Source organism: Acinetobacter ursingii DSM 16037 = CIP 107286 (assembly GCF_000368825.1).
Classification (GTDB): Bacteria; Pseudomonadota; Gammaproteobacteria; order Pseudomonadales; family Moraxellaceae; genus Acinetobacter; species Acinetobacter ursingii.
In genome coordinates this window covers 74,087-98,960 of the sequence record NZ_KB849715.1, presented here as the reverse complement: position 1 = coordinate 98,960, position 24,874 = coordinate 74,087, and the positions used below count along the sequence as shown (strand labels likewise).

23 protein-coding genes and 1 tRNA gene are annotated in these 24,874 nt (G+C 39.2%); 16 read left to right on the top strand and 8 right to left on the bottom strand.

Going from position 1 to position 24,874, the window contains the following annotated elements; all coding sequences use genetic code 11:
• Positions 1–40 precede the first annotated feature (40 nt).
• Positions 41–1,660 carry an AAA family ATPase gene (locus tag F944_RS03545; RefSeq protein WP_004987007.1) on the top strand — a complete coding sequence of 540 codons (1,620 nt, stop codon included), beginning with the start codon at positions 41–43 and terminating at the stop codon, positions 1,658–1,660.
• Positions 1,661–1,868: 208 nt separating this feature from the next.
• Positions 1,869–2,012 (top strand): zinc ribbon-containing protein, encoded by a 144-nt coding sequence (locus F944_RS16670; RefSeq protein ID WP_004987005.1) that lies wholly within the window; start codon positions 1,869–1,871, stop codon positions 2,010–2,012.
• Positions 2,013–2,111: 99 nt separating this feature from the next.
• Here the strand turns inward: F944_RS16670 and yddG are convergent, their stop codons facing one another.
• Positions 2,112–2,987 (bottom strand): aromatic amino acid DMT transporter YddG, encoded by an 876-nt coding sequence (gene yddG, locus F944_RS03540; RefSeq protein ID WP_004987003.1) that lies wholly within the window; start codon positions 2,985–2,987, stop codon positions 2,112–2,114.
• 359 nt (positions 2,988–3,346) lie between these two features.
• On the opposite strand from yddG, the gene glnA reads away from it, so the two are divergent.
• Positions 3,347–4,756, top strand: a complete 1,410-nt coding sequence (glnA, locus tag F944_RS03535; RefSeq protein WP_004987001.1) for a type I glutamate--ammonia ligase — start codon at positions 3,347–3,349, stop codon at positions 4,754–4,756.
• A 161-nt stretch (positions 4,757–4,917) separates the two neighbouring features.
• Here the strand turns inward: glnA and F944_RS03530 are convergent.
• Positions 4,918–4,993, bottom strand: a tRNA-Asn gene (locus tag F944_RS03530).
• A gap of 238 nt (positions 4,994–5,231) precedes the next feature.
• Here F944_RS03530 and F944_RS03525 point away from each other — a divergent pair.
• Positions 5,232–5,657, top strand: a complete 426-nt coding sequence (locus tag F944_RS03525) for a hypothetical protein (RefSeq protein WP_004986999.1) — start codon at positions 5,232–5,234, stop codon at positions 5,655–5,657.
• 82 nt (positions 5,658–5,739) lie between these two features.
• Here the strand turns inward: F944_RS03525 and F944_RS03520 are convergent, their stop codons facing one another.
• Positions 5,740–6,972 carry a pyridoxal phosphate-dependent aminotransferase gene (locus tag F944_RS03520; RefSeq protein ID WP_004986996.1) on the bottom strand — a complete coding sequence of 411 codons (1,233 nt, stop codon included), beginning with the start codon at positions 6,970–6,972 and terminating at the stop codon, positions 5,740–5,742.
• Positions 6,973–7,188: 216 nt separating this feature from the next.
• On the opposite strand from F944_RS03520, the gene F944_RS03515 reads away from it, so the two are divergent.
• Positions 7,189–7,371, top strand: a complete 183-nt coding sequence (locus F944_RS03515) for a hypothetical protein (RefSeq protein ID WP_004986994.1) — start codon at positions 7,189–7,191, stop codon at positions 7,369–7,371.
• Between the two features lie 147 nt (positions 7,372–7,518).
• Positions 7,519–7,644 carry a type B 50S ribosomal protein L36 gene (gene ykgO / locus F944_RS03510; RefSeq protein ID WP_010588981.1) on the top strand — a complete coding sequence of 42 codons (126 nt, stop codon included), beginning with the start codon at positions 7,519–7,521 and terminating at the stop codon, positions 7,642–7,644.
• A 20-nt stretch (positions 7,645–7,664) separates the two neighbouring features.
• On the opposite strand, the gene F944_RS03505 is transcribed toward ykgO, so the two are convergent.
• Both F944_RS03505 and F944_RS03500 read right to left on the bottom strand, forming a co-directional pair.
• Complete coding sequence (locus tag F944_RS03505; protein ID WP_004986989.1) at positions 7,665–9,101, bottom strand: sensor domain-containing diguanylate cyclase; 1,437 nt, start codon at positions 9,099–9,101, stop codon at positions 7,665–7,667.
• 273 nt (positions 9,102–9,374) lie between these two features.
• Positions 9,375–10,175, bottom strand: coding sequence for an A1S_2505 family phage non-structural protein (locus F944_RS03500; protein WP_004986987.1), 801 nt, complete (start codon positions 10,173–10,175; stop codon positions 9,375–9,377).
• Between the two features lie 166 nt (positions 10,176–10,341).
• Here F944_RS03500 and uvrB point away from each other — a divergent pair, with 166 nt between their 5' ends.
• The 8 genes from uvrB (at position 10,342) to proB (ending at position 20,016) form a co-directional block, all read left to right on the top strand.
• Positions 10,342–12,363, top strand: coding sequence for an excinuclease ABC subunit UvrB (gene uvrB, locus F944_RS03495; protein ID WP_004986975.1), 2,022 nt, complete (start codon positions 10,342–10,344; stop codon positions 12,361–12,363).
• Between the two features lie 127 nt (positions 12,364–12,490).
• Complete coding sequence (locus F944_RS03490; protein ID WP_004986974.1) at positions 12,491–13,081, top strand: lipocalin family protein; 591 nt, start codon at positions 12,491–12,493, stop codon at positions 13,079–13,081.
• Between the two features lie 102 nt (positions 13,082–13,183).
• The gene (rarD, locus tag F944_RS03485; RefSeq protein WP_004986973.1) at positions 13,184–14,119 is read left to right on the top strand and encodes an EamA family transporter RarD; all 936 of its coding nucleotides are present in this window, start codon (positions 13,184–13,186) and stop codon (positions 14,117–14,119) included.
• Positions 14,120–14,388: 269 nt separating this feature from the next.
• Complete coding sequence (locus tag F944_RS03480) at positions 14,389–15,846, top strand: glyceraldehyde-3-phosphate dehydrogenase (protein ID WP_004986966.1); 1,458 nt, start codon at positions 14,389–14,391, stop codon at positions 15,844–15,846.
• 135 nt (positions 15,847–15,981) lie between these two features.
• Positions 15,982–16,728, top strand: a complete 747-nt coding sequence (locus F944_RS03475) for a hypothetical protein (protein ID WP_004986965.1) — start codon at positions 15,982–15,984, stop codon at positions 16,726–16,728.
• A 9-nt stretch (positions 16,729–16,737) separates the two neighbouring features.
• Positions 16,738–17,412, top strand: a complete 675-nt coding sequence (locus tag F944_RS03470) for a hypothetical protein (RefSeq protein WP_026039989.1) — start codon at positions 16,738–16,740, stop codon at positions 17,410–17,412.
• 153 nt (positions 17,413–17,565) lie between these two features.
• Complete coding sequence (gene cgtA / locus F944_RS03465; protein WP_004986963.1) at positions 17,566–18,792, top strand: Obg family GTPase CgtA; 1,227 nt, start codon at positions 17,566–17,568, stop codon at positions 18,790–18,792.
• Between the two features lie 90 nt (positions 18,793–18,882).
• Positions 18,883–20,016, top strand: a complete 1,134-nt coding sequence (gene proB / locus F944_RS03460) for a glutamate 5-kinase (protein ID WP_004986962.1) — start codon at positions 18,883–18,885, stop codon at positions 20,014–20,016.
• Positions 20,017–20,039: 23 nt separating this feature from the next.
• Here proB and F944_RS03455 read toward each other — a convergent pair whose 3' ends face one another.
• Complete coding sequence (locus F944_RS03455) at positions 20,040–20,693, bottom strand: HAD-IB family hydrolase (protein WP_004986961.1); 654 nt, start codon at positions 20,691–20,693, stop codon at positions 20,040–20,042.
• On the bottom strand, positions 20,660–21,868 hold the full coding sequence (locus F944_RS03450; RefSeq protein WP_004986960.1) for a DUF1615 domain-containing protein: 1,209 nt from the start codon (positions 21,866–21,868) through the stop codon (positions 20,660–20,662). The genes F944_RS03455 and F944_RS03450 overlap by 34 nt, the downstream gene beginning before the upstream one ends.
• 81 nt (positions 21,869–21,949) lie before the next feature.
• Between F944_RS03450 and dusB the strand changes: the two genes are divergently transcribed.
• Together dusB and F944_RS03440 are read left to right on the top strand one after the other, a co-directional pair.
• Complete coding sequence (gene dusB, locus F944_RS03445; RefSeq protein ID WP_010588982.1) at positions 21,950–22,975, top strand: tRNA dihydrouridine synthase DusB; 1,026 nt, start codon at positions 21,950–21,952, stop codon at positions 22,973–22,975.
• Between the two features lie 12 nt (positions 22,976–22,987).
• Entirely contained in the window at positions 22,988–23,527 is a 540-nt protein-coding gene (locus F944_RS03440) for a DinB family protein (RefSeq protein ID WP_004986956.1), read from the top strand.
• Between the two features lie 102 nt (positions 23,528–23,629).
• On the opposite strand, the gene F944_RS03435 is transcribed toward F944_RS03440, so the two are convergent.
• The gene (locus F944_RS03435) at positions 23,630–24,670 is read right to left on the bottom strand and encodes an NAD(P)H-dependent flavin oxidoreductase (RefSeq protein ID WP_004986954.1); all 1,041 of its coding nucleotides are present in this window, start codon (positions 24,668–24,670) and stop codon (positions 23,630–23,632) included.
• Between the last annotated feature and the right edge of the window lie 204 nt (positions 24,671–24,874).

The window sequence follows — 24,874 nt, the reverse complement described above, 5'->3', positions numbered from 1 at the left end:
GCCCTATCTTGATGATGGGGTTTTTATTTTGAGAAAATACATGAAAGTAAAAGAAATCCGTCTTAACAATTTTAAAAGATTTTTTAACTTAACAATTAGAAATATTAATGAACAAGCTAAATTAATCATTATTGTTGGACCAAATGGAAGTGGGAAATCTTCACTTTTTGATGCATTTCACCATTACTATAAACAAAGGGCTGGTTGGGGGTGGAGCGGTGATACAAGTTATTATTCGAGAAATCCCTTATTAAGCTTTGATTCTTATAATTCGGTTCAGATTGATTTTTATGATTATAAAGAACAACATTTACCGCGGAATGCAATTTATTTTAGATCTGCATATAGGCATGAGCCAGATTTTCAAGTAAATCAATTTAGTAAAATGAATCAGCCATTTGATCATTTGAAAGTGAATAGATCAATTGATACAGATCAAACGGTTTCCGAAAACTATCAAAGACTTGTGCAAAACACTATGAAATCTTTATTTAGTGAAAATAATAATACGAGAACTGTGGAGGATTTAAGGGGTGAGCTGATTGGAAAAATAAGAGAATCTTTTAATAGAATTTTCCCTGAATTAACTTTAAGAAATATTGTCGATCCATTAAGCGATAGTTGTTTTACTTTTAAAAAAGGAAATGTTGAGAACTATCCGTATAAAAATTTGTCAGCTGGTGAGAAAGCTGTTTTTGATTTGATATTAGATTTACAAGTAAAAATAGATTCATACAATAATACTATTTTTATGATAGATGAACCTGAACTTCATATTCATACTTCTCTTCAATCTAAGCTTTTAGAGGAATTGTATAATATTATTCCTGATAATTCACAGCTTTGGATAAATACACATTCTTTAGGCATTATGCAAAAAGCTAAAGAGATTTCGACTCAATATTCTGATACTGTTAATTTTATTGATTTTCATATAGAGAGTTTTGATGATGAAACAACTTTATATCCTACATCTATAGATAAAGTGGTTTGGGAAAAGTTTCTTGCAATTGCATTAGGAGAATTAAAAAATTCATTTTTACCTTCTAATATTATTGTATGCGAAGGTAGTTTATTAGGTAATACCCGAAAAGAATTCGATGCATTTATATACTCAATGATCTTATCAAAGAGTTCCCAAAATATTACTTTTATAAGTGGGGGAGGATGTAATGATATTGAAAAACCAGATCATGCAGTTACCTTGGTTTTAAAAAATTTAATGCCTAGAACGAAGATATTAAAGCTATTAGATAGAGATGATCGTTCAGAGCAAGAAGTTAAAGAACTTAATCAAGATGATATTTATGTAACAAGCAGGCGTAATTTGGAAAGTTATTTGCTTGATGATGAAGTAATAGAAGAATATTTAAAGTCTATTGAAAAACATGAAAAACTAGCAGATGTATTAAAAATTAAAGCTGATGCTTTACAAGCGAGCATAATGAGAGGAAACCCCAATGATGATTTAAAATCAGCTTCTGGCGATTTCTTTACAAAATTTAAGCAAGAGTTAGGTATAACAAGAATTGGAAATAGAGCAGATACTTTTTTAAAAGATACCATAGCACCTGTGATCAAACCAGGCATGAAGATCTTCGAAGAAATTGAAAGTATGTTTGTTTCTATTTTGGATAGAGTCCAGTTACCAGAAAATTAAAAGAGATCTTTTTTATCTGAAAGTAGTCAACTCAATAAAAAAGCCCGACATACTGTCGGGTTTTTTCGTATTTGATTGTTAGATATGCCCCCTGTTGTATTCCATCCTTCATCTTTCCGCCACCACCACTCGTCAGAAAGGTCAATCATTCACTAGTCTTATCAAGTTATAATATATATACCATTTCTAAAATCTATGGAGAGCAAAAATGGTTACTGCTGGCGAAAAACCTGGAACAGGCTTCTATTTTTGTATTCAATGCGGGCACCGCGTTTATTTAGAAATTGGTACTGATCGTTTACCTCCGTGTACCAAATGCCTTGGCAAGCAATTTAACAGTAAGCTTGCTTAAGCTGCACACATCAAACAGTTATCCACTGTTGAGAATGAAAGCCCTGTTCATCGACAGGGTTTTTTATTATTTCCGCTTAAAATAATGGGTGCGTAAAATTTAAGCCTCAATACTTCGACTAAATTTCCAACATACAATAACGCCGAAACTCACTAAACACGTTCCAATCCAAAACGTCCATTCTGGAACTGTTCGTAGCAATACACTGGCAAATATACTTGATAGAACAGGGGTAAAATAAGTCGCCAACAATAACAATTGAATCTGTCCAAACTGTAAACTTTGATTCCAGTTTTTATAGGCAATCCCAATCAAAGTCCCCATGACAATGATGACTAGCCACAGCTTTACAGAAGGCATTTGCCACGACTGATGTGTCATAAAAAACAAAATCCACAGTGCGATAGCCGTAAAACAAAAAAATAAAGGAACGCCATTATGACCTTGTGCCAATTTTCGAGTCAGCACACAATATAACGACCATAAAATTGCCGCGATAAAAGCCAATAGATAAGCAACAGGATTTTTAGAAATAGTATCTAAAAATAAAGACAAATGAAAAAGTTGAGGGTTAATGACTATCCCTAGCCCTAAGATAGAAATAGCGATGCCTAAAAATGCAGGGAGTTGAAAAGAAAGCTGTCGATAGAGATAAGCAAACAATAAAGTCAAACTTGGCCATAAATAGTTAATCATCGCCAAGATCAAAGCTTCTTCACGTGTATGAGATAGACCAATCGAAGTTAAAAACAAAATTTCATAAAGAACAAAAAAGCTGCTGCAATAGACTAAATATTTTGGTGGTAAGGCTATTTTTAAGGCTTTGGGGTTGGATAACACAATACTAAATGCACTGACGCTATAAAGTAGTGCAATACCAAGCATAGGGGTTAATTGCTCGGTCACCAGTTTGACGCCACCCACGATACTCGCCCAAATCAAAATGGAAGAAAATCCAAGAAAATTGGCAGTCATGGGTTTCATCTAACATTACCAGTGCAAACAATTTGTTCATTTTAAACAAAATAAGAATAATGAGAATATTTTAATTTCAAAGTTATGCACCGCATTAAGACAAAAAAATGAAAACGCACCAATATGGTTCATAAATTTAACAGTTAAATTGCGCTAAAATGAAAATGTTTGAATATGGTGCAATTAAAATTGCAAGCAGTATAATAGCAATGGGATAAACAGGTCTTTTTTAATATTCTGCTAAAGAATTCAATAAATTAGAATAGTCTCAAAAAGTTGGTATGGGAATTGCTTTATAACAGCCAACGACTAACACGCACTTCACAAGTGCAATAATACTTCATTGGAGCATACAGAGCATGGCGAACAAGGTCCTCGAACTCATCAAAGAAAGTGGCGCTAAATGGGTCGATTTTCGCTTTACGGATACTAAAGGTAAAGAGCAACACGTTACTTATCCAGCAGATTCAATTGATGAAGATACATTTGAAGACGGTAAAATGTTCGACGGTTCTTCAATTGCAGGTTGGAAAGGCATTGAAGCTTCTGACATGATTTTACGTCCGGATGCAGAAACTGGTTTTATCGACCCGTTCTTTGCTGAACCTACAGTGGTTGTAACTTGTGACGTTATTGAGCCTTCAACTGGTCAAGGCTATGAACGTGACCCACGCTCGATCGCTCGTCGTGCAGAAGAATATTTAAAATCAACTGGTATTGGTGATACAGCATTCTTTGGTCCAGAGCCAGAATTTTTTGTATTTGACGAAGTAAAATGGGACATCGATATGTCTGGCGCTCGTCATACATTGATCGCTGAAGAAGCTGCATGGTCGACTGGTAAAGACTATGAATCTGGTAACTCTGGTCACCGTCCACGTGTTAAAGGTGGTTATTTCCCAGTTCCACCAGTGGATTCTTCACAAGATATGCGTGCAGAAATGTGTGCAAAAATTGAAGATATCATGGGTCCAGGTCGTGTAGAAGTACATCACCATGAAGTTGCATCTTGCCAGTTAGAAATTGGTGTGAGCTTCAATACACTTGTTCGTAAAGCTGATGAAGTACAACAATTCAAATATGCAGTTTGGAACGTTGCTCATCAATATGCAAAAACAGCAACCTTTATGCCTAAACCAATGGTAGGTGATAATGGTTCTGGTATGCACGTTCACATGTCGATCTCTAAAGATGGCAAGAACTTGTTTGCTGGTGATGAATATGCTGGTTTGTCAGAAATGGCACTTTACTTCATCGGTGGTGTCATCAAGCACGCTCGTGCATTGAATGCAATCACAAACCCGTCTACAAACTCTTATAAGCGTTTGGTTCCTCACTTCGAAGCACCAATTATGCTTGCTTACTCTGCACGTAACCGTTCAGCGTCTATCCGTATTCCTTACGTGTCTAGCCCGAAAGGCAAGCGTATCGAAGCTCGTTTCCCAGATCCAATGATGAACCCGTACTTGGGCTTTGCAGCATTGTTAATGGCGGGTATTGATGGTATTCAAAACAAAATCCATCCGGGCGAAGCGGCTGACAAAAACTTGTATGATCTTCCTCCTGAAGAAGAAGCAAAAATCCCAACAGTGGCTCACAGCCTAGATATGGCGCTTGAAGCACTTCAAAATGACCACGAATTCCTTCTTAAAGGTGGCGTGTTCACGAAAGAAATGTTGGATGCTTATATCGAACTTAAAACTGAAGATGTACGTCGTTTAAATACAACGACTCATCCAGTTGAATTTGATATGTACTACAGCTTGTAATCCATATCAATTTAAGAAAGCTCGCGTAATGCGGGCTTTTTTTATACTTTAAATTTTATGCTACATTGATGGAATTAAGAAAATAGAATAATAGTGAAGACTTAAATCATAAATTTCAGGCATAAAAAAACCCGCTTTAATGCTGCGGGCTTTTTTGTATTTGGCTCTCCCACCTGGGCTCGAACCAGGGACCTGCGGATTAACAGTCCGTCGCTCTACCGACTGAGCTATGGGAGAATCTGAAAGCGATTATAAGGGGATTTTAAATACGGTCAAGTCCAATCTGTCATGTTTCTTTCATTTTCCGTGTGTATGATGTTTATTTGAACAAATACTATATCTGACATAAAAATACTTGTGCTTTGAGTTGTAGATTGCTATGTTTAACAGCGTAAGAGTGTTTGAATGGACATTCAAACTGTGTGGATTTAACCCAACTTGCCAGCACTAAATGGCTAAATCGGAGGGCAGTATTATGCCAATTCTTCATATTCAAGATATCTTCTCTCAATTTAAATTTTATCAAGCTCAATATCTGGATATTGTGCGTGATCCCGCTTTGTATTATCAGCCGGTTGAAGATGCTCACATTCATTTTTCTATCGTGAGTGAAGAAAAAATCTATCTAGGTGATTTGTTACAATTATGGTTTGGGGATAAATGGACTGAGCATCAGGTAAAAGTTCTAAATGATGTCAATCATGGACTATGGACGCAATTGAGCGAATGCTGGTACAACTCTTTATTTCTTTTTGCAATTGAGCGTAAAGGTTTATTTGCCAAAACTTCTGCGCTGGCTTGGAGTACAGAAGAACAGCAGATTAAAGAAATTACCCTAGATCAAACCTTGCCTTATTATTGTCATTATTTAAGTCTGGAACGACCTAAACGTTATAGTTAATTTTAATCAATTGAACGAGTTTCCTTACTTATAAAATAAAAAAATCTATCCGAAGATAGATTTTTTTATTTGCAAAAGTGGATTAAGCTTTTTTCTCAGCTTCAATAGAGGCAATTGCAGCATCAATGCCATCGATAGATTCAGCTGCTTTTTTGATACGCGCTAAAGCATCGACTAAAACTTCGTCTGCAGTCGCATACGAGATACGCATAAAGCCACCCAGACCAAAAGCATCACCCGGTACAACGGCAACACCAGTTTCTTCAAGTAACCATTCAGAAAACTCGGTGCAAGATTTTAAACCTTTGGCACGAATGAGTGGACGAATATTGGCATAAGCATAGAAAGCGCCATCGGCTGGTAAGCAGCTAATACCATGAATTTCGTTTAAGCCATTTACAACTAAATCATGGCGGCGTTTAAATGCCTCAATCATTGGCTCAAGTACATCTTGTGGGCCATTCAATGCAGCTTCAGCAGCAACTTGTGAAATCGAAGTCGGGTTTGAAGTGGATTGAGACTGAATTTTTTTCATTGCGCCGATGAGCTTTGCTGGACCTGCTGCATAACCAATACGCCAGCCTGTCATGGCATAGGCTTTAGATACACCATTTAAAACAATAGTGCGGTCATACAAATCAGGAGCAACAGTTGCGATATTGTAGAACTCATCTTCCCAACGAATCGGTTCATACATATCGTCAGAAGCGATATAAACCTGTGGGTGTTTGCGTAAAACTTCAGCCAATGCTTCAAGTTCAGCTTTGGTATAAATCATACCTGTTGGGTTAGAAGGGCTATTTAGTACCAATAAACGAGTATTTGGTGTAATCGCTGCTTCTAATTGTGCTGGCGTAATTTTAAAACGTTGGTCTTCACCACATTTTACAATCACAGGTGTCCCTTCAGCGATAATCACCATATCTGGATAACTTACCCAGTAAGGTGCAGGGATAATGACTTCGTCACCTTTATTTAACAATGCCAATGCAAGGTTAAAAAATGATTGTTTACCGCCACACGATACCAAAATCTGGTTCGCTTGATAATCAAGATGATTGTCGCGTTTAAATTTTGCAATGATTGCTTTTTTTAGGCCTGGCGTACCATCAACCGCTGTATATTTAGTAAAACCATTATTAATGGCTTCAATAGCAGCATCTTTGATGTGTTGCGGGGTATCAAAATCTGGTTCACCTGCGCCCAAACCAATCACATTTTTACCTGCTGCTTTAAGTTCAGCAGCTTTGTTGGTAACAGCAAGAGTAGGGGACGGTTTGATGGCATTTACACGATCAGACAGACGTACGTCCACGGCAGCATTCCTTCTTATGGGATTAAAAAAATAAAAGCATACTATCTTAGCCCAAAATTGTTGAGACGTGTTTTATTATCAAAACAAATTTATAAAAAACATGACGCGAGTGTAATTCAAATAAACGAATAGACATTTACTTTGTTATTTTTAGCGGCATCTTAGGTGAAAATCATTTAAAATAAATAAAGGTCACCCAAAATTTAAGTGAACATCATGAGTGAACAAAAGCCCAAAGCGAAAAAGGCTTTAGTGAAATTACCTTTTCCAATGCCTCAAGCGGCAGATTGCGATGACGAAGATGCTGTGCATAATCAGGTTCGTCCAAAACCTGAACAATATGCTGATCGTACTTGGATGCCGCCACGTGGTACGCGTAGATCAATGGGAAAACGCTAATTTTAAGCTATTTTCTTTACGCTGAATCAAAAGCCTTTCATGTAACCATGAAAGGCTTTTTTTCGACTATGAACATTGTGACTTGACGCAGGATGATATTTTAGATTAATGTTATATTATAACATATCTATTAATGGGTCTTATATTATGCAAGTTCTATCTTCTCTTAAAAGTGCAAAAAAGCGTTCGCCAGATTGTCAAATTGTTCGTCGTCGTGGCAAGCTGTATGTGATTTGCAAATCCAATCCACGTTTTAAGGCACGTCAAGGATAAAAACAGGATTTTCCTGTTTTTTAACTCGCCTCTTTATCCTGATAAAAATGCTTTTTGCGCTGATACATTTGTTGATCGGCGCGTTTAAGCATGGCTTCAATACTTTCATTTTCAAGTGTGGTCGCAGACCCAAATGACATACTAATCGGCTGGCTTGAATAGTATTGATTGTCAATATTAAACAGTTCCTGAATGGTCTGTAGCATCACCAAAACTGCGGTTTCATCTGTTCCTGGCATCAGGATGACAAATTCATCTCCCCCAATACGTGACGCTGTATAGGTTGTATTTTGAATTGCTTGAGTTAATACACTGCCAACACGACGTAATAAACCATCGCCCACGTCATGCCCCAGTTGATCATTGACTTCTTTTAAGCCATTCATATCCAGGAAAATACAGGAAACAGGTCGCAAGATACTACGTTCCAGACGATTAAGTTCTTCCGTAAAGAACGAGCGATTATATAGTTTGGTCAGCACATCATGTTTGCCTAAATATTCCAGATAATTTTCTGCTTTTTTCCGTGCAGTGATGTCGGTTAAAGCAACTTGAACCAGCCCCCAATCCTTTTCATAGCCCGGAAAAACGGTAAACTGCAACAACACATTACGAATACTGCCATCTAGTGCATAATTGACCGCTTCGCGTTGATGATGAATATTACCTTTCCATAACTCAATCAGTTGCTCGCGGAAGGTGCCTAGCATCTCATTTGAAAAAACTTTATGGATATTTTTGAGCAGGATTTGTTTGTCAGGGGCTTGAAATAAATCGAGTGTCGCCTGATTGACATCGAGGATTAAAATATCCTCAATACATTGATTGACAAACTCAGGATGTACATCTAAAAAAGTTCGAAAATCGTCAATTCCAATCTGTTTTAATTGATCAATTCGAACTTTAACCCGACTAAAATCTTCAACCCAAAGAGAAGCTGGTGAATATACAAATCTTGCTTCAGCCAATCTGCGATTTTTTTCTTCTAATCTACGTGCGTTTTGATAAGAGGTTACATCTTCAGTGGTAATGAGTAACCTTTCAAAAGATTGTTCGTATCCAGGAAGGATTGACCCACGTAGTTGGATGTCCAGACGTTTGCCAGACAGAGTGTAATTGACTGCTACACTCGAAAAATGAGTTTTACCATTCCATAAATCAATTAATTCATAAATATGGGATTTGAACATATCTTCCTGAAAGATACGATCTAGATTGCTACATAAATGTTCCTGTGAATTTGCTTCAAATAAATCCAGTGTTTGTTGATTGACTGAGATGATTTTTATTTTATGAGCGCATTGGCGTACCCGATCAAGATCTTCGCTTAAAAATGCATGTAAATCTTCGACCCCCTGAGCGCGCCATGCATCAAACTGGATTTTTATATCGCTATAATCCTCCAGCCACATTGGAATCGGTGCAAGGTCAAAAATAGATGAATCTAAAGTCTGCATTCAGGAAATTCCAATGAATTATTTATTTTTCATGGAGTATAAAACCAACAGTTACACTTGGAAATAGTAAGGTGTAAAAAATAGACAATTTATGTGAAGTAGGTGAGCAAAAGCATCCATAGTTTTGCTGTGAAAGAGTCAGCATAAGATTTCTTTGATCACGTATTCAATTTTATTTATTCTTCTTCGCAAAGCCGAGATAAAAAAAGACGGAATAAGAGAAATCTATAAAGCTCTTTTATAAAGGAATAAAAGAGCAGGGAATACAATATCTTACGATTTTATTCGATTAATGGGATGTTGAATGGTGATGTCACCACGCCAGAGTTTAATGAAGTCTTGTTCATCGATATCATAAAGTTCCATCAATGCCACAATCACCCCGACAAAAATCATCGCGCCTTCGCGATTATCATGAAAATTAAAAATCTTGCCATTGAGTTTGCTTAAAATATCTTCAAGCTCACTTTCGCGGCCACGGCCATAACGGTCGCGCGGGTACATATCTTCATTTAAAACAATGAGTGCAATCGATTTTTCAGCATCACTTAAATCAGTTTTATCTAAGGCTTCTTCAAAAGAGTCACTACCATGATCAAAATAAAAAATCACATCGTCGTTAATAAAGGACTGTACAGTATGCGAAGTCAAATCTGGAAATTGTGAAATGGCATTTTCATCAATATAGGGTTTAAACGACTCAGGCAAGATCACATTGTTGTGAATCCCTTTAAATAAAGGAGCAATTTCAGAGACTTTATAACCTGCAATACCACAACCCAAAGCAGTGATGAAATATTTCATTTTGGGGTGATGTTGGGCATAGACTTTAAAATCATCTATATAGTGTTCAATTTGCGATAATGGCATCCGCTGCAAATGTTCATTTAAAGTGGGAATGGCAAAGCTTTGACCTGCCCAACCACGACCAACATGATTCACCGCACCAAAATGCTGTGCAGCGACACGTGCTGCACCATGTGTGTGTTGTCCAGCCATATTACTGCCAAAGACAAAAACCGTATCTTCAGGAAGTTCCGTGATGATGCTTTCGTCGTGATAATGGTATGCCATGTTGTTTCAATTCTGATGCTGATGTGTTCCATGTTGCAGACGAAACGCAGATGGGTCAAGTACAAAATGTAGAAATTAAATTTACAGGAAAAGCCTTTAAATTGAGGGTGAATTACCCCATAAAGGGCTTAGTGAAATGAAATTTTGAAAAGAAGAGAGCAGCCGAGTGAGCGATAAGCAACCCTTTGAATTAGTCACCAGTTACCAACCCGCAGGTGACCAGCCTCAAGCGATTGAAAAACTGGTACATGGTGTTGAAAGTGGCTATCGCAATCAGTTGCTATTGGGGGTTACGGGGTCGGGTAAAACCTATACCATGGCTAATGTCATTGCTCAGACTCAACGCCCCACGATTGTCATGGCGCATAATAAAACCTTAGCGGCGCAGCTTTATGGTGAGTTTAAGGCTTTTTTCCCTAATAACGCGGTGGAATATTTCGTCAGTTATTATGATTATTACCAACCAGAAGCATATGTGCCTTCGTCAGATACTTTTATTGAAAAAGATGCCGCGATTAATGATCATATCGATCAGATGCGTCTTTCGGCGACACGAGCTTTATTAGAACGTCGTGATGCAATTATTGTGGCCTCGGTTTCTGCTATTTATGGTTTGGGTGATCCTGAAGCCTATATGAAAATGTTGCTGCATGTGGTCGAAGGTGATCGTGTCAATCGTGATGATTTGATTCGCCGTCTGGTTGAAATGCAATATACCCGTAATGAACTGGAGTTTTTACGGGGTACTTATCGTATTCGGGGTGAAATTTTAGATGTATTTCCTGCTGAATCCGATCAAAATGCGATTCGCATCGAGTTGTTTGATGACGAAGTTGAATCAATTCGCTGGTTTGATCCTTTAACAGGTAAAATGTTGCGTCAGGTGCCGCGTGTAACCATTTATCCAAAAAGCCATTATGTGACGCCAAAAGACAATTTATCCCGCGCGATCGATACTATTAAAGTTGAATTACAGGATCAGCTTAAATTTTTCCGTGAACATGACAAATTGATCGAAGCACAACGCATCGAGCAACGGACGCGTTACGATCTGGAAATGATGCAGCAATTAGGCTACACCAATGGCATCGAAAACTATTCACGTCATTTATCAGGTCGTCCATCGGGCGAAGCACCACCGACTCTATTTGATTATATCCCTGATGATGCGCTACTAATCATTGATGAATCGCACGTGACTGTTCCACAAATTGGTGCAATGTATAAGGGTGACCGTTCACGCAAAGAAAATCTGGTGAATTATGGTTTTCGTTTGCCAAGTGCACTGGATAATCGCCCGATGAAATTTGAAGAATGGGAGCGTATTGTTCCGACTACAATTTATGTCAGTGCAACACCTGCCAAGTACGAATTGGAACGATCAGATCAGATTGTAGAGCAAGTGGTGCGTCCGACAGGTCTAGTCGATCCTGAAATTGAAATTCGTCCAGTGTTGACACAAGTCGATGATGTATTATCTGAAATTAATCTGCGCAAAGATCTGGATGAACGGGTTTTGGTGACGACATTAACCAAACGAATGGCAGAAGATTTGACCTCTTATTTAAAAGAATATGGGGTGAAAGTCGCTTATTTGCATTCTGATATCGATACGGTTGAACGGGTCAAGATTATTCATGAACTCCGCACAGGCGTTTATGATGTGCTAGTGGGTATTAACTTGCTCCGTGAGGGATTGGATATGCCAGAAGTATCTTTGGTGGCGATTTTGGATGCAGACAAAGAAGGCTTTTTACGTTCCGAACGTTCACTGATTCAAACCATTGGTCGTGCTGCACGTAACCTGAAAGGTAAAGCGATTTTATATGCAGATCGTGTAACCGATTCGATGCAAAAAGCCATCGATGAAACAGATCGTCGTCGTAATAAGCAAATTGAATTTAATCAGGAACATGGGATTACGCCGCGTAGTGCAGTACGTCAGAAAATTAAAGAAATTGATACTGGCGAAGTCTTTAATGATGATGAAATTGATGCCAAAATTTCTGATCAGGCGAAGGCGCTTTCAGCAGACGAACGACATATTCTGGCTGATCCAAAACTCTTTACCAAGCATATTGGTAAATTAGAGAAGGAAATGATCAAGGCATCGAAAGAGTTGCAATTTGAGCAAGCAGCGCGGTTACGCGATGAAATCGTGCGTTTAAAAGCGCAGATGTTGCAATAAATCTGGACACCATTCTCTGTGTAAATTGCTACATATCTATACATTATTTGCATATAAAACAAGCTAATGTGAGTAATCTTGAATAAATCGATGCCGATTAAATCAGGCAATGAGCAGGGGAATACAAATGTCATTAAAACAGAATCTCCCAAAAGCCAGTTGGACACTGACTAAAATTGCAGTGGGCGGGATTGTATTAACAGGTTTAGCGGTTGCAACGGTTGCTTATGCGCAAAGTAAGCCATTGCCAACGGTAGAGCGGGTTGAGTTAGACAAATACTTGGGTGTCTGGTACGAAATTGCACGTAAACCAATGTATTTTGAGAAACAATGTGCCAAGGACATTACCGCAACTTACACCTTGAATGAAAATGGCAACGTGACTGTTGATAATCGTTGTTACAGCAAAGATGGTGTGCTTAAACAATCGGTTGGTGAGGCTTTTGTCGAAAATCCTCCTTTTAATACCAAATTAAAAGTCAGCTTTTTGCCTGAAGCAATACGTTGGGTTCCTGTGGCGCGGGGAGATTATTGGATTCTTAAACTTGATGAAAATTATCAAACTGTATTGGTCGGAGAACCTTCCCGTAAATACTTATGGGTACTATCCAGAACGCCTGAACTGTCTGAAGATGTATTGAATGAGTATTTGAGTTATGCAAAATCTTTAGGTTATGACCTGAATGATATTATTCGCCCTCAACATACTCTAAAATAATGGTTATGATGATAAGATCAAGCCATGCGAATGCATGGTTTTTTTGTTTTTTAATCGTTTGATATTTTAGATATTTTTCGCGCGTTAATATAAGAGGTCAGGATGTTTAAGGGCATAATATTGTCGGTTATCGCATCGGTGACCTTTGGTGTATTGTATTTTTATACCCAGTTATTAAAAGGTCTGGACAGCGAACAAACCTTTGGTTGGCGCATGTTGGCAACCTTGCCTTTTTTAACGCTGCTGATGTGGTTGTTGGGGGATTTGCCGCATATTAAAAGCATTTATCAACGAGTGCTTGCAAATCCAGCTTTCCTTTTATTGGTGATCCTATCTTCGTTGCTGACTTCAGTTCAGCTTTGGTTATTTTTATGGGGACCTATGAATGGACGAGGTTTACAGGTTTCACTGGGATATTTTTTATTGCCGTTGGTTCTGGTATTGAGCGGTAGCTTATTTTATGGCGAAAAACTGTCTAAATTTCAAATCGCTGCTGTAATTCTTGCGGTTATAGGCGTTAGTCACGAAATTTTTCGTTTAGGGTCTATTGCTTGGGAAACGGCACTGGTTGCTTTTGGTTACTCGGCTTATTTTTTATTGCGTAAAAAAATGGGTACGGATAATCTTGGTGGTTTTTGGTGGGATATTGTCATTATCTTGCCTATTGCTGTGTACTTTATTCAAAGTGGAACGGGAAGTCTGGCGATACAACAGCAACCGTTCATGTGGTTGGTTGTGCTTGGACTAGGCTTATTAAGCGCAGTGGGTTTGGGGAGTTATATTTTAGCAAGCCGTTTTTTACCGATGATTTTATTTGGTCTGCTTAGCTATTTAGAGCCTATTTTATTGGCATTGGCTTCTTTGGCATTGGGTGAAAAAATTAGTCCTCAAGAATGGTACACTTACATTCCCATTTGGTGTGCGGTGTCATTGTTAGTGATAGAGGGAAGTTGGCACCTTTATCAACAACATAAAAATAAACGAGCACTTGAGCGAAATGTTGCGCATTATCAAAAACGCTTAAACGAGGAGATTTGAGATAATTTTAATCAAATTTCAACACTTTAGACTTGAGTAACATTTGATATGATCAAAAAAAATACGACGAAATTTAAATTTTGACTCACTTTTAGAAAAATAATGTAAAAATTAAAATAAAAAATTATAAGTATTTTATAAATTTATAGTGAATATCACTGAAAATATCATCGACATTCACAGCTTTTGATTCAATCTTGATGATAATTCCTTTACAATTATGGGGTTTTGAAATTCACGCCTAAAATTATTCATTAGAGGACGTATTTGTGAGCAAAGACACTATCATCGCCCTACACGCGGAACACCAAGGTCGCTGGGAAAACCGCGAAGAAATTGCGGAACATATGATCGCGTTAATCGGTCAGTTATACCGTGAAAAAAATATTGTCGTTTCTGTTTACGGTCGTTCTTTAATTAACCGCTCTGTGATTCAGATTTTAAAAACGCATCGTCGTACTCGCGTGGTTGATGTTGAGCTTTCTGTTGTTAATACTTTCCCAATTTTAGAAGCATTGGCTAAAATTGAGAATATCGGTTCTGCTGAAGTGGATATTGGTAAACTTGCTGTTGAATATAAAGAAAAAGGCGGCGATATCGATGCTTTTGTTGCTCAAGCTGTTGAGTCAATTAAAGGTAATGCAACTTCTGAACAACCTAAAGATGTCGTGTTGTACGGTTTTGGTCGTATCGGTCGTATCTTGGCGCGTTTAATCATCAGTCAATCTGGCTTGGGTCGCGGTTTAAGCCTTAAAGCAATCGTAGTACGCAAATCTTCTGATGGTGATTTGGCAAAACGTGCGTCTTTGTTACGTCGTGACTCAATTCACGGTACTTTCGCAGGAACCATTGCTGTTGATGAAGAAAACGAAGCGATCATCGCAAACGGTAACTACATCAAAGTCATCTATGCATCTAGTCCAAGTGAAGTGGATTATACCCAGTATGGTATTAACAATGCGCTTCTGATTGATAATACGGGTAAATGGCGCGATGCTGAAGGTCTAAGCCAACACTTGAAATGTGCGGGTATTGCACGTGTCGTGTTGACTGCACCAAGTAAAGGCGAAATGAAGAACGTCGTATACGGTGTAAATAACGCAGATATCTTGGATGAAGACAAGATTATTTCTGCTGCAAGCTGTACTACCAATGCAATTACACCAATCCTAAAAGTATTGGATGAGAAATATCACGTGTTAAATGGTCACGTTGAAACTGTTCATTCATTTACCAATGACCAAAACTTGATTGATAACTATCATAAAGCGGATCGTCGTGGTCGTGCGGCAACCTTGAATATGGTGATTACTGAAACTGGTGCAGCGAAAGCGGTTGCGAAAGCATTGCCACAGCTTAAAGGTAAATTAACAGGTAACTCGGTTCGTGTACCAACACCAAACGTTTCACTTGCGATCTTGAATTTGACTTTAGATAAAGAAGTAGATCGTGACGAAGTGAATGAATATATTCGTCAGATTTCAATTAACTCGAATCTACAAGGTCAAATTGGTTATACCAACTCAACTGAAGTGGTTTCAAGCGACTTTATTGGTTCACGTACTGCGGGCGTATTTGATGCTCAGGCAACGATTACTTCGGGTAACCGTTTAACTGCTTATGTTTGGTATGACAATGAAGTCGGTTATAGCTGTCAGGTATTACGTATCGCTGAGCAAATGTGTGGCGTAAGCTATCCAAAAGTTCCTGCTGGAACCGATGCTTAAGCATTTTTCTGATCAAGATTTCCAAAAGCTCAGTTTCGACTGAGCTTTTTTACATAAGATACAAAACCAAAGCTGAATATTTTACAAATTATGTGAACACTATTCACGAAGGAAAAACAGATTAAGGATAGATCGTTGCAATTCAGACAAGCGTTGGGTGCATTGGCATTTATTGTATTGGCAGCTCTGATTGGTGTTGCTATTGCTATATGGGTATTTAAAAACTTTAATATTTATATCCCATTGAAAAATCAAGCTGTTGATATTGATTTACAAGAACCTTTACAGGCCAAAGTTAAAATTCAGGATGCTTTGGATGTGGATGTGACGGGGAGAGTCAATGCCTCTATTCCCATTCGTGAAGATCTGAATATCCCTTTAACTCAGACATTGACTCCACGTGTTTATTTCGATAACCAAGTTCCAATTAAAACTTCGATTCCAGTCAAAGAAACCTTAAAAGTGAATCAGGATTTACCCATCGACACTAAAGTTCAGGTCAAAGTTTTGGGTAAAGATATTACTTTACCTTTGAAAGGAACGATTCCAATCAAACTGGATGTACCGATTGATATACAAGTTCCGCTTGAGCAAAATGTGCATCTTAAATTTGATGCCCCTGTACGTACAGTTTTAAAAGAAAATTTAAATATTCCACTGGATACGACGCTTAAAACCAATATTCCAATTAATGGGCATTTGAATGTTCCCATTGAAACAGCTTTAGCTGCTTCGGTAGATGTGCAAAATACTTTGCCGATTAAAATCAGACAGGGCGAGTTAAAAATTCCATTATCGAGTGTCCGGATTCAAAAGGCTGGCGATTTACAGCCTGCGCCACAGAACAAGGATTCTGTTGCTGTGCAGCATAAGGAACGGTAATCAATGTGGATTTTTGCTTCTGTTAAACGGACTTTATTGATTTTTATTAGTATCGTGATGTTGGTCGCGGTTTTATTCTGGTTGTATTTGAATATTCAGGCCTCTGTTTCAGTCTCTTCTCATCATGCCCAGATTCATTTACCAGAATCACTTCCGACCAAAATCTATGTCGGAAATTATCTGCAAACTCGATCGGTAGGTAAACTAGATACGACGATTGATATCAATCGTCAGTTAGATTTACCGTTACGTGGTAAATATTTGGCGGATTTAAGTTTTGAAGTAGAAACGCCAATCACTGTCAATATCGATTATTCTACGATGTTGAAAGTTGATGAAACGATGCCGCTTGAAACCACAACAGATCTGATTTATCAAAATAAATTATTACCCAAGTTTCCTTTAAAGTTAGATATTCCGATTCAACTGGATATCCCTTTTCAGCTAAAACGCAATTATACCTTGCCTGTTAAAATTTCATTTAGTGGGCCTGTCTATTTTGAGTTTAATGAACCAGTACATTTAAATGTACAACACCAGTTCAAACCGACTTTGAATATTAATGATCCAATGACCCTGCGTAAGATTGCGACTTTTAATGCCATTATGTATAACTCCGTACAAACGACTCAGGCAAATCTGGATATGCAGATGCAGTTACCATTAAAGAATATTCATCCCTAAAAATCAGTCTCAATTTTCATTTTTTAGGTCTTGGTTTTTATTCAAGCTTAGTGTTTTTTTAGCAAACTCAGAGTTTGTCTGCATTTTCTATTCGAGAATTTTAGTAAAATATGGCAGAATAGGCGGTTTTTAGAGATTTCAGAGGATTGGCACATGCGCTTTGTTGATGAAGCAGTCATTACCGTAGATGCTGGCGACGGTGGCAATGGCGTAGCCAGTTTTCGCCGTGAAAAATTTGTACCGTTTGGTGGGCCAGATGGCGGCGACGGTGGTCGTGGTGGTAGCGTGTATATCCAAGCGGATGATGATACCAGTACACTGGTGGACTATCGTTATACGCGTAAATTCCGTGCAGAACGTGGAAAAAATGGTTCAGGTGCGAACTGCTCAGGTCGTGGCGGTGAAGATGTTATTTTAAAAGTTCCTGTGGGAACAACCATTGTTGATACTGACTCAGGCGATATTATTGGCGATTTGGTCAAAGACGGTCAGCGTGTTTTAGTTGCTCATGGTGGCGATGGTGGTTTGGGAAATACTCATTTTAAATCATCAACCAACCGTGCACCGCGTAAATTTACTACAGGTGTCAAAGGCGAATTTCGTGAAATTCGTTTAGAGCTCAAAGTATTGGCAGATGTTGGTTTGCTCGGTATGCCAAATGCGGGTAAATCTACTTTTATCCGTGCAGTCAGTGCGGCGAAACCGAAAGTTGCGGATTATCCGTTTACCACGATGGTGCCAAATCTGGGTGTGGTTGATGCCGATCGTCATCGCTCATTTGTGATGGCAGATATTCCAGGTTTGATTGAAGGTGCAGCAGAAGGTGCAGGGCTCGGAATTCGCTTCCTGAAACATTTGGCGCGTACTCGTATTTTATTACATATCGTAGATGTGCAACCGATTGATGGTTCAGATCCTGCGCATAATGCTAGAGCGATTGTGGCGGAACTGGAAAAATTCTCTCCGACCTTGGCGAAACTGCCGATTGTATTGGTTTTAAACAAACTGGATCAATTGGATGAAGACAGCCGTGATGAATGGTGTCAACACATCATTGATGAATTGCAATGGACAGGACCAGTGTTTAAGACTTCTGGTTTGTTAGAGGAAGGCACTAAACCTGTGGTGTATTACCTCATGGATCAGATTGAACAACAACGCGAACGTGAAGTTGAAGATCCAGAATACGCAGCAGAAGTGAAAGCATTCCGTGAGCAGCTTGAAGCTGAAACGCGAGAACAAACCATCGCAGCCAAAGAAGCATATCGTGCTATGCGCCGTGCACAACGTCTGGAAGGCTTACTGGCTGGTGAAGATGATGATGACTTCGATGACGAAGATGATGATAACGATGTCGAAAGTATTTATGTACGTGACTAGAGTTCGCAATTTGGCTTTTTAAAAAACCTTTAATTCTCCCTGAGAAGCACTCGTCTCTGCTTCGCAAGGGGGAAATAATTTGAGGAAAACATGATAGAAGTGGTGGATGGGCAACGTCAGCTCAATGCGTGTAAACGAATCGTTGTTAAAATCGGATCATCGCTACTCACAGCAAACGGGCAAGGTTTAGATTTAGATGCAATCTCGCATTGGGCAATGCAAATTGCTGATCTACACACTGCTGGACACGAAATTATTTTGGTTTCGTCTGGTGCTGTAGCTGAAGGGATGGTACGCATGAAACTGACCAGCCGACCCACCGATCTACCCAGCCTGCAAGCCTGTGCGGCTATTGGTCAAATGGGCTTGATCCACACTTGGTCAAGTGTACTTGAAAAGCATCATATTCAGACTGCACAAGTGCTTTTGACACATGATGATCTTGCCGATCGCCGTCGTTACTTGAACTCTTGTGATGCTCTGCAAAATCTGATTGACTGGCGTGTGATTCCTGTCATTAATGAAAATGATACGGTATCCACCGATGAAATTCGTTTTGGTGATAACGATACCTTGGCAGCCATGGTGGCAGGGCAAGTGCATGCAGATTTATTAATTATTCTGACCGATCAACAAGGCATGTTTGATTCCGATCCACGCAGTAATCCAGATGCCAAGCTCCTAACTGAAGTCCGTGCTTTAGATGACAGTTTGTTTGAAATGGCAGGCGGTGGTGGAGTGCTTGGTCGTGGCGGAATGGTCACTAAAGTCCGTGCAGCACGTCTTGCTGCTAAATCAGGCTGTCCAACGCTGATCGCCAGTGGTGAAAGCGATCGTGTTTTATCACGTTTGATGGCAGGTGAAATGCTCGGAACTTTATTTAGTACCGATAAAGACCGTATGACCGCGCATCAGCAATGGTTGGCAGCACATTTACAAACCGCAGGTCGTTTAATTATTGATGATGGTGCTGTGGAGGCGATTAAGGAGCGTCATCGCAGTTTATTACCTGTGGGTGTGAAAGCGGTCGAAGGACATTTTGATCGTGGTGATGTGGTGGAATGTGTAGACAAATCGGGTAAACGTATTGCCGTCGGGCGAGTCAATTTTAGCTCACAATCTGCTGATATTATTAAAGGATTGGCTTCGGACAAAGTCTATCAAGTGCTAGGTGAAGCGCGTTCACTGGAAATGATCCATCGTAACCACATGGCGATTTACTAAATTTTAAAAATAAAACAACTCGCTTAGGCGAGTTTTTTTACATCTGCTAATCGAGGTAACTGTTGATCTTCTCCGACCATATAGCAGCTATCTGCCAGACTAAACATCTGTAAATCTTCATAGCTATTGCCATACGCATAAACATGCGCGTAATCATTGAGATGATAAGCCTCATGAACCCGAATCTTTTTCTGCTCAGAACTACAGTCGGGTGTAGAATATTGACCTGTAATGAATCCATTATGGATTTCAACTTGTGTACAGATCAGATCGATATTGAGGAGTTCACACACTGGTTTCAGATACAAATCGATTGAAGCAGAAACCAGTACCACTTTATCGCCTTGCGCCTGATGTTGTAATAGGCGTTGAAATAGCTGAGTGTCCAGATTTTTCACTAAAGTTTGCGCGTATTCTTGACCCAGTTGCTGTAGTTGTTTTGCTGAATTTCCTTTAAACATCGTACTAAAAAGCTTGGCGCGCATAGCATCAGCGGGATAAAGTTTTAAATAATAAGCCTGAATCCATGGAAGAATTCTCAGGCCTTTACGCATGATATGTCTTTTAGACAAAGTATAAAAAATAAAGCCAGTGAAACTATCTTTCGTACAGAGTGTTCCGTCAAAATCAAACAGGGCGAGATTTATAGTCTTATTCTTTTCGCTCGTTGCATACATGTTTCATATCTTCCATTGACGCGGGAGGCAAACCAGTTGGTATTGTAATCTCGGCTTAATTTAGGCCCAGAAATAATGACTTGTGGCATGATGGCATAAATAGGTTCTTTGCCTGTCTTTGTTTTGTATAGTTTTTTCACTGCAATATAGGTTTGAGTATTTTCAAAAGATTTCTCTTTCTCTTTTTTTAGATCTGAACGAATTTGACGTGGTGTCACCAGTACATTATTTTGCGCAAAGACAGAGATAAGTTCTTTCTCAGATTGGCTAAGAACCGCACGAGGACTGCCATCTTTATTATAAAGCAATAAATCACCATCCAGATCCAGTTCTTTCGGTGTTAAATCATTGAGCATACTTTGAAAAGCCGCGTTACGACTTGAATACATGCCTGAATTATAATCAGCAAATCGATAAATCGATTTATTATAATCGGCAGGATACATCATTAAACGATGTATTCCATAATACAAGCCACCATATTGTGTATATAAATCGTCACGTAATTCATTGGTATTCATGCGTGAACGCTTATGATCCTGAGCATAAGTAATCAGCACCTGCATGGAACCCAGCGTAGTAATCGGATTCATCTTTTCGCCAATATCCTGACCCACCAGTTTGGCTGCACCTGTTAGGGCACTGACATGGTAATGACTCGCCATAAAATCAAAAATCTGGCGATAAAGTAAATCCAGATCGCGTTCTGTACGGACTTTACGCATTTGGCTCATATAATTATTATCTGGAGAGGGTTGGTTTTTGAGTACGTCCTCAAAATAACCCGCAACTTGACCACCAATCGTAGTCCCTAGCTTTTCTTCAAATTTTTCATTTAAACGTGTATTAACTTCTTTAACCGCTTTCGCACCCAAGCCAGGTACCACGGGATCAGCCACAAAATTAGATTCTTGATCGACCACGGCGACAATACTGCATACATTTTCTTTGGTTTTTGGAATGCCTAATTTTTCCATAATGTCGTCAATATCATTGGCCCAAGATTCACGACCATTTACGCGTGTCGGAATCACACGTTTAATCTGTTCTGCTTTAAATTCTGGCTCATCTTTTTGAGACCACCAATTACCATCACCGCATCCAACTAATGCAAGACTCAACGTAATTGTGCTCAATGATTTTAAATAAAAACCAGATTTAATTGGGCTATTCATGCAAGCAGGGCACCTTGATAAAAAGATGAGCAAAAAAGACAGATGCAGTATACTATGTTGATCAAAAAAAGCATGAATATTATGTATATTGGCTCCTATCAACTGTCAAATAATTTAATCGTTGCCCCAATGGCCGGAGTCACTGACCGTCCATTTCGTTCGCTATGCAAATATTTTGGAGCAGGGCATGCGGTCAGTGAAATGATGACCGCCGACAAAACACTGCGTATGACGAAAAAAAGTTTATATCGTGCTAATTTTGATGGTGAGCTTGCGCCTATTTCGGCACAAATTGCAGGTTCTGACCCTGAGCAACTGGCTGAAGCGGCACGTTATCAAGTCGAAAATGGTGCCCAAATCGTGGACATTAATATGGGTTGTCCTGCTAAAAAAGTCTGCAATAAGCTGGCAGGCTCAGCCTTGTTACAGGATGAAGATCTGGTGGCACGTATTTTAGATAGCGTGGTTGCTGCAGTGGATGTTCCTGTGACCTTAAAAACTCGACTAGGTTTTTTAAATGGTCATGAAAATATTCTACGAGTTGCGCAACGTGCCGAACAAGCAGGCATAGCAGCATTGGCCTTACATGGTCGAACTCGTGAAGATATGTATTTAAATACCGCGCGTTATGATTTGATTAAGGAAGTAAAGCAACTTCTAAATATTCCTGTAATTGCTAATGGCGATATTGATGGTCCAGAAAAGGCTAAATTTGTGCTGGATTATACGGGTGCTGATGCGATCATGATTGGGCGTGCAGCGCAGGGCCGTCCGTGGATTTTTCGGGAAATTGCCCATTATTTGAAAACAGGTGAACATTTGGCTGCACCCAGTATCGCTGAAGTGAAACAGGTGTTGCTGGGGCATCTGGATGAGCTGTATCAGTTTTATGGCGAATATTCAGGCTGTCGCATCGCACGTAAACATATTGCTTGGTACACCAAAGGCTTACGTTCAAGTAATGAGTTTCGCCAAAATATGTATCAAGTTGAAACGACCCATCAACAGGCTCAAGTCGTGGAAGCTTATTTTAATCAATTATTGGATCAAGGACATATCATGAGTGATGTCCAAGTGGAACAGGTCGATTTATTGGTGATCAATTAAGGATAAGCAGCCATGACGGATATTTATAAAATCAGTAAGGAAAGTCTACTGCTTTTAGCTGAATATAATGTCTGGGCAACGCAGCGATTATTGAATAGCTTGAAGCCATTATCTGATGATGAACTGCATTGTGATGCCGGTTTATTTTTTGGCAGCATTTTGGGAACATTGAATCATCTTTTGGTCGGTGAACATTTACTTTGGTACGCGCGGTTTGCCCAGTCTATTTCTCCCAAAATGACACTGAATGCTATTGTTGAACAGGATCCTGTGCAATTATTTATAGAATTAGAGTCAAGAGCTAAAAACTGGATCACTTTTCTTGAGCAGTTAGATCAAGAAAATTTGAACAGTCAGTTCAGTTATCAAACGGCAAGTGGTGAAGCAAAGTGTTTACCTTATGCAGCGACGTTATTACATGTGTTTAAACATGCGACCCAGCATCGAGGGCAGATTACCGCAGCCTTAACGGGATTGGGTTATGAGTGTCCTGAGCTTGATTTGGTCTATATGCTGGTAGAAAAGCATGCATCATTTTTAGATACTGAATAGATGTCTTTTATCGCTTTTCTTTCATCATTGTTTAGCTCCTCTTTATTTTTCTCCTGAAGTGAGAAGTAAAAAAATTATAAAAGAAATCTGCATCTATTCAGCTTATTCACTCATTTCTAAAATCAATTGATTGATTAAATCTCGTGCTTCCATTTCACGAATTTGTGCGACATTACTGCCTGCCCAAAACGCACCATAGCCAGAATCACCTGCCTGAGTTGCGATAGCATGTAGTTGTTTAGCCAGATCATAAGCATAAGGGTAAGCCGCTACAGTTGGGCGTTGTGGATGGTCAACCTGAGTATGCCAGTGATTAATAATGCCGCGCGCAGGTCGACCAGAAATACTGGATGTGATTTGGGTAAGGGGCTGATTTAAAAGTGCCTGACGATAAGCTGCATTGGCATTTGAAGTTTTACATTGCACAAAAGCGGTGCCGAGTTGAACGGCTTGTGCACCTAAGCTGATGATTTTTTTGGCTTGACGACCATTCATAATCCCGCCTGCCGCAATCACAGGTGTATCACAATGCTGAGTCATCAGTTGTACCAGATCCGCTGTTTTTACAGCACCATCTAGATCGGCATTGAATATTCCACGATGCCCACCCGCTTCGATACCTTGTGCAATAATGATATCAATTCCAGCTGCCTCAATCGCTTTAGCTTCAGCCAGATTAGTTGCAGAAACCAATGTGATGATTCCTGCTTGTTTTAAAGCCTGTATTTGATGAGGATGTGGAATTCCAAAATGAAAACTGACCGCTTTGGGTTGTGTTTCCAATATCAAATTTAAAAAGTCATCATGGTCCAAAAAGCTTGGGTAAATACATTGCAAGGTTCGCGGCGGTTGTACATGAAAACGTTCAAATTCTGGGGTTAAATACTCGATCCAACGTTGAGCTTCCTGCTCATTTAAAATTTGAGGTTGATGGCAAAAGAAATTCACTTGAAATGGCGCATCTGTAAGGGCTTGGGTTTTAAGTATTTGTTCTCTAGCCGAACTGACATTATTTGCTCCAAGACCCAAAGAACCTAAGCCACCACTGTTGGAGACTTCGGCTGCTAGTTCAGGTGTTGATACACCTGCCATCGGAGCTAACAGAATCGGGTGTTTAATTCCAAGCTGCTGTAATATTGACATATTCTTATGATCCAGATGTTTTACTCACCATAGCCTGAATTGTTCAAAAGAAGCAAATCATGTTCAGTATTTTTTTATTAAATGATGAGCTTGATGAATTGCTTCTGATTTTTGTGGATCTAGCCCATATTTTAATGGTGAACTTTGTCACTTTACATGCCTTAGACGTTTAAATTCCAAATATCTGGTATGAATTATGCTTGT